Below are 5827 nucleotides of genomic sequence, written 5' to 3' on the forward strand. Positions count from 1 at the left end.
TCAACTTTTTCTATTTAGCCAATAAACGTAATAATCTACTTTTCAACTCTTACTGCGGCAAAGTTATGGTTTCAAAAATGGCAAACTTATGATTACAGTCACACAACATGCGATCGCGGAGGGTGCATGTTGGCAACGGAATAGACACTATTGCGCTGCCGATAAATTTTGCTTGTCTTGGTATCGCCTTTGATGCGTCATCTAAGCGATAACCATTTACAGGGTGCTAACTTCCAGTTATAGTTAGCCGTAACTTATTATAGGCACAATGCAACTATAACTTTGACTTGGTGCAAAGATAGTTTACAAAAGCTGCTCAGGCGGTTGCCATAATATTGGTTCAGCGAAGAGACAGAGGTAGTGCTGCCAATATTGCATTCGGGAAAACTTTTCTCCCTGATCAGGTGCCTGTCCCTCAATCTCTAATATTCGGATCATGGATAATTGCAACCGCCTTGATGCAGAACCGTCTGGAAATACAAATTGCCTGCTTTAATTACAAAAATCATCAACGCGGATATCGCGCCAGACATCAGACACTTGCCAGCCGGAATTGCCCACCGATTGTACTGGAGGGTTGTCAAGCAATGGAATATAGTCACGAACTCTAGGCTCTGAAATCGCTACTGGTTTCTCCTCAACCTCAACCACAGGGGCTGGAGAATTGACAGTATTAGCTAGAAGTTGTTGGTCTTCTGCTTCTTCAATTAACTTCATTTGTCTCAGGGTAAGCTTGTCGGATTTTTTGATGATTTTCTTAGTGTGTATCTCATTAGAAGTATTCATTGGCTGTTCCCTCGAAGGCATTGGCTTAAAATTTGGATGAGTAAATTTGGGAGAAGTTAGGTATAAATAATTTGCACAGAATTAACAAGGTACACCAAATCTATGGGAAATACGAGTCCCTTGTCGAGGAATTTATTAATTGTGTACAAATCTGTTTTCGGGTAGATGCCCCAGCATAATCTGTTGTACAGATGCAAGTATTAAGCGATCGCTTCTTTCCTCATGACTGTAACTCAAGACTGTTTTGCGCTTTTGACTCCTAATAAACAGATAATAGATGGTTGAGAGTTCTCGCTGTGGAGGAACAGCATTGAGAAACTTATCAAGTGATAAAGGAAAAATCCTGGTAGTAGATGACGAAGCCAGCATCCGCCGGATTTTACAGACGCGGTTAGAAATGATTGGCTACAGCGTAGTGACAGCTAGTGATGGTGAAGAAGCTTTGTCAGCCTTTCGTAAAGAAACTCCCGACTTAATCGTTCTGGATGTGATGATGCCAAAGCTGGATGGTTACGGTGTCTGTCAAGAATTACGGAAACAATCAGATGTGCCAATTATCATGCTTACAGCCTTGGGAGATGTAGCAGATCGGATCACTGGGCTGGAATTAGGGGCTGATGACTATATGGCGAAACCTTTCTCTCCCAAGGAATTAGAGTCAAGAATTCGCTCGTTGCTGCGACGAAGAAACGATAGAACAACTACTGCTGCTATTTCTAATTTGGGAGTAATGGTTGTAGACAATCTCAAAATTGATACCAATAAGCGACAAGTTTACAAAGCAGGTGAGCGGATTCCATTAACGGGTGTAGAGTACAGTTTACTAGAATTATTGATGAGCTATCCGGGCAAATCTTTTACCCGTGGAGAAATATTGCAGCAAGTATGGGGTTATAACCCAGAACAACATGCAGATACTCGTGTGGTGGATGTGCATATCTCACGCTTGCGCTTGAAGTTAGAAGATGACCCGGAAAATCCAGAATATATACTCACAGCAAGGGGAAGTGGTTACTTTTTTCAACGAATTGCTCAACTAGAGCATTAATCATGAAACCGCCAAATGTCACTTGTTTTCCGTACCCTTTTTTGCTGATCAGCCAGTTTGGGGTGAAAAGCTAACTCGGTTGGGAGTCAGCCCACAACCGATACCGTACCAGAAGGTATCAGAAAAAACTTTAGCAGCAGCAATTGAAGTAGTATTGGGTGATGAGGTCATGCGGAAGAAAGCCCAGGAGTTAGGTGAGAAAATCAGGGCTGAGGATGGTGTGGTGAATGCAGTTGAAGCATTTCATCGACATTTGGGTTTGATTGGGTGAGAAATTGCAGACAATTAAAATCATCACACCCACCCACAACATCGGTAAATATCCCAATGTGGAGGGGAATTAATGGAAAAGAAAAGTTGGCGATCGCTACAATCAATATTTGCAGTACTTATACAGAGGTGTGAATACCTACTATTGTATAAAATAAATTTTAGTGAAAAGGTAATAAATGTAACTTTATATACTTTGCTGAGATGAATAACTCAGTAGAGTATTTTTTTGAGAGTCACTGCCCTAAATATACTTGAATTTAACGGAGAGTCTGACCACATTCACGCATTAATTGAGTTTCCACCCAAGCTTTCAATATCTCAAATTATTAATGCGCTAAAAGGGGTATCTAGCCGTAGATATGGTCAGGCTGGATTTCCAAAGCCCTATGGAAAACAAGCCCTGTGGAGTCCTAGTTACTTCGTATCTTCCGTTGGTGGTACGCCACTAGAAGTTCTTAAAAAATTCATACAACATCAAGAAAAGCCGTGGTAAAACGACGGGGTTTTAAACCCATTTTTCAGATAAGCATAGAGATTTGACACCAATTTAGAGCATTTAAGCATAAGCAGAAGTAGATAGCAGATGCACAATCTCAGCCACGATTGTTTCTGGACTCTCAAACTTGACTAAGAACCGATCAAAGCCTGCATCCAAAGCCTTACGGCTTGAAACTTCCCTTGTATAAGAAGTGATGGCGATCGCTGGTAACTGTCGTAATAATGAGCTTGAATGCACGCGAATTTGCTTAATCAACCAGTCTCCATCATGAGCGGGCAACTTTATATTCGATAGTAAAATATCAGGATGACACAATTCAAGCATGGACAGGGCTGCTTCTGCATCGATAAAAGCCATTACTTCTGCGCCTGCTGTTTTCAGAATGAAGATGAGTAACTCTGCAATATCTGGCTCATCCTCTACTAACAATATCCTGATTCCAATAAGGTTTTGAAGCGAATTTAACTCGTTTTTTCGATTGTTCATTTGATATGTCGTCATGCCATTTTTCTATTTGCTAATACAGCTTATCTCTTCTATTTCAACGTTAATATCAGAATAACGCTTCAGTCTAATTAGACAAATTTGGTTAGAAAATATTATCAATATGAGGAAGTTAATTCATCGACTGACATCGTTCGATGAAAGAGATGACTCGCTAATGCGTAGTATGTCGTAGACAAGACTTAATCCCGAATTTCTCACGTATTGTGTGGTTCGGGTGGGGAGTGTGGGAGGTGTGGGGAGAAATTGAATAACTGCATATCAATGAACGCTGCATTATTGCCTCCCACCGCTCCCACACCCCCCATACTCACGCACATTTCTCACTTGTGAGAAATCCAGGTTACTACCTCGGTACTAAAGTCAGTTCCCGTGACAGTTAAAAACCTTCTTGCAGGATTGGACTCACTAGTAGTTCGCTTTCCCCAAAATTGCTGGGTGGAGGTCGGCAGGGGAGCAGGTTCGCTAGTGGGAGCAGAGGAGAGGCAAATACCAAGTTCTTTCCCCTCTGCCCCTCTGCTAACCACCTTTGCATTGTTTCCTTGGCAGACTACTAGTGGCTTAGTAGCTGGCGATGTCAACCAGGCGTAAACCTCCCTGGCTTACTTCCTTCCATTTTGCAATGAAGCCGTTCCAGTCACTGTCCCAGAGAATATATCCACCGCTCCCGGCACGGAACACTCCAGCAAAGAAGCGCTTACCGTTCTCTGTATAGGATTCAAGGCTAATCAGACGCAAGCCATTCTTACTCAATTCATCCCACTTAGCAGTGAAGCCAGACCAATCAGAGGCATATAGAGCGTAACCATCGGTGCCAGAACCGAACACCCCGTTAAATAACTGCTTACCGCCCTCAGAATAGCTCGATAAGTCAATCAGTCGGAGTCCTTTTTTGCTCTCTGCATCCCACTTAGCAGTGAACGCCTGCCAGTCCATGCCAACCCACAGGGAATAAGGGTTAGTTCCGGCTCGGAACACACCAGCGTAGAGTCGTTTGCCTCCGTCAAGGTAAGTTTGCAAGTTGATCAAGCGGAGTCCCTGTTTGCTCAGTTCCTGCCACTTAGCCTTGAAATTATCCCATTCCACGCCAGCCCAGAGAGCGTAAGCATCTGCGCCAGCCCGGAACACACCAGCGTAGAGTCGTTTATTCCCATCAACAAAAGTTTCTAGATCGACAAGCCGGAGGCCAGCCTTGGACAGTTCATCCCACTTGGTCTGGAAACTATTCCAGTCTCCTACCCAGAAGGCGTAAGGGTCATTGCCAGCACGAAAGACTCCAACATAGTGCCTGGGGCTGACTGGTGCGGGGGGTGAGGCAATCAGACCAGGTACATCGACCAGCCAACGACATTTAACAGTGTATATCCCTCCATGTCCTGTAAAGGTAAATTTACCTTCGGGAGATGAAAGGTTGTTCCACCCAGGACTGTTGACGTAGGCTGTGCCTGCTGCCGTTTGTAGATTAATGAGGGCAGTTCCAGGCGCGAAGATATCATCTTGAAACCAACTGATAATCCACTCTATCAACTTGTCAAGAACCCAGCCGAGGATTTTCCCTAGTACTTTGCCAATGACAGCCCCAATTTCCGCAGACCCTAATGCACCACCTACGGCTGTGCCAGCAGCGATGAGGGCATCCTCAATCTTTTGTTTGATTAGAGGGGCTGCTTTTTGCCAAGCATCTGTTAGAGCAGAGGCAAACCCGCCGTTATCAATCTCGGCAAGATAGACAAAAGCTGCATAGTTTTTAGGCCAAGCACTGGTCTTGGTGGTGTCGAATTGGTAAAATGCTTTACCTGGGAAGGGATAACTGACGACCGGGTTATCGTCCTCGTCAAAATCTCCTTTTGTGTTGTTTACATCAAAAGGTTTGATCTTGATGGTATTCCCAGCTTCGTCTATTGCCATACCTCCGATTTGAATTTCGTCATGCCCAGCTTCCGATCCGAAAGCGCCGTTGGTTTCGTCCACGCATCTGACTTCGGTGATGTAAAATCCAAGTGATTTTACCGTCGCTGGGGGTGTCCCACCACCGAATGTATGTATGGGGCTGGGTGCTGCGACTGGCTGGGCAAGAGTCCTGGTAAGAGGCAGTGCTTGAATCTGTTTCACTGCGGCAACCAGCTTGACGGCATCGAGTTCTAATGCGGGTAGACGGGTGGCAGCGAAACCCTTCTGACCGTATTCCTCGACGCTGAGAGTAGCGTAACGCCCAAAGGAAAGTTGCCGCTCGGCAGTTGTCTGGGCAGCAGTAGCACTCGCTATGGACTGATAGCCAGCTCTTTTTTCTGGGTTGCGTGTCCCAATTGCTAATCGGAAATTTTCTTCGATACTGTCCGGTGCAAATGCCTTGTCCTGGCTCATTGCAGCTGCCAAGAACGAGTATTGCAGCCCTTGGAACACATCTTGGGCGATCTTTAGCAATTCGGTATCGCTAAGAGGATCAATCGTGGAGAAGGTATCAGGGATACTTATTCTTAATTGCTCCCTTGATTGAATGACTGTCATAATTGTCCACTCCTTTTGTTTATATGAAAAATTGACAAAATTGTTAGCTAATTGGAAATAGCTAGAACTTAGTATGGGCTAGGTAGCTAGATTGAATTAGGTTGTAAATATGGGCAGAGTGAAGATAGTGGATTAAATTGGATATCTTTGGATAATGACTGGAGTTTAGACTAAGCCATACAAAATGACCCAGCAGGGCTGAGTTAATC

The 5827-nt window shown here is 44.3% G+C and carries 6 protein-coding genes and 1 pseudogene; 4 read left to right on the forward strand and 3 right to left on the reverse strand.

What is annotated here, in order from left to right:
- Nucleotides 1–492: 492 nt before the first annotated feature.
- Nucleotides 493–786 carry a hypothetical protein gene (locus ABF638_RS36385; RefSeq protein WP_435027620.1) on the reverse strand — a complete coding sequence of 98 codons (294 nt, stop codon included), beginning with the start codon at nt 784–786 and terminating at the stop codon, nt 493–495.
- 277 nt (nt 787–1063) lie between these two features.
- Between ABF638_RS36385 and rpaB the strand changes: the two genes are divergently transcribed.
- The 3 genes and pseudogenes from rpaB to tnpA form a co-directional block, all read left to right on the forward strand.
- Entirely contained in the window at nt 1064–1834 is a 771-nt protein-coding gene (rpaB, locus tag ABF638_RS36390) for a response regulator transcription factor RpaB (RefSeq protein WP_435027621.1), read from the forward strand.
- Between the two features lie 22 nt (nt 1835–1856).
- The gene (locus ABF638_RS36395) at nt 1857–2105 is read left to right on the forward strand and encodes a hypothetical protein (RefSeq protein WP_435027622.1); all 249 of its coding nucleotides are present in this window, start codon (nt 1857–1859) and stop codon (nt 2103–2105) included.
- Nucleotides 2106–2354: 249 nt separating this feature from the next.
- A pseudogene (gene tnpA / locus ABF638_RS36400) lies at nt 2355–2600 on the forward strand (IS200/IS605 family transposase); the annotation flags it as partial.
- A gap of 63 nt (nt 2601–2663) precedes the next feature.
- On the opposite strand, the gene ABF638_RS36405 reads toward tnpA, so the two are convergent.
- Entirely contained in the window at nt 2664–3107 is a 444-nt protein-coding gene (locus ABF638_RS36405; RefSeq protein WP_435027623.1) for a response regulator, read from the reverse strand.
- Between the two features lie 375 nt (nt 3108–3482).
- On the opposite strand from ABF638_RS36405, the gene ABF638_RS36410 reads away from it, so the two are divergent.
- Complete coding sequence (locus tag ABF638_RS36410; RefSeq protein WP_435027624.1) at nt 3483–3701, forward strand: hypothetical protein; 219 nt, start codon at nt 3483–3485, stop codon at nt 3699–3701.
- Here ABF638_RS36410 and ABF638_RS36415 read toward each other — a convergent pair.
- Nucleotides 3672–5618, reverse strand: coding sequence for a hypothetical protein (locus ABF638_RS36415; RefSeq protein WP_435027625.1), 1947 nt, complete (start codon nt 5616–5618; stop codon nt 3672–3674). The genes ABF638_RS36410 and ABF638_RS36415 overlap by 30 nt on opposite strands.
- Nucleotides 5619–5827: the final 209 nt, after the last annotated feature.

Source organism: Nostoc sp. CALU 1950 (assembly GCF_051172895.1).
GTDB classification, from domain to species: Bacteria; Cyanobacteriota; Cyanobacteriia; order Cyanobacteriales; family Nostocaceae; genus Nostoc; species Nostoc edaphicum_A.

Excerpts from the sequence above, each read along its gene's own strand:
- ABF638_RS36385 (WP_435027620.1), bottom strand. The coding sequence starts at position 786 with ATGAATACTTCTAATGAGATACACACTAAGAAAATCATCAAAAAATCC.
- rpaB (WP_435027621.1), top strand. The coding sequence starts at position 1,064 with ATGGTTGAGAGTTCTCGCTGTGGAGGAACAGCATTGAGAAACTTATCA.
- ABF638_RS36405 (WP_435027623.1), bottom strand. The coding sequence starts at position 3,107 with ATGACGACATATCAAATGAACAATCGAAAAAACGAGTTAAATTCGCTT.
- ABF638_RS36415 (WP_435027625.1), bottom strand. The coding sequence starts at position 5,618 with ATGACAGTCATTCAATCAAGGGAGCAATTAAGAATAAGTATCCCTGAT.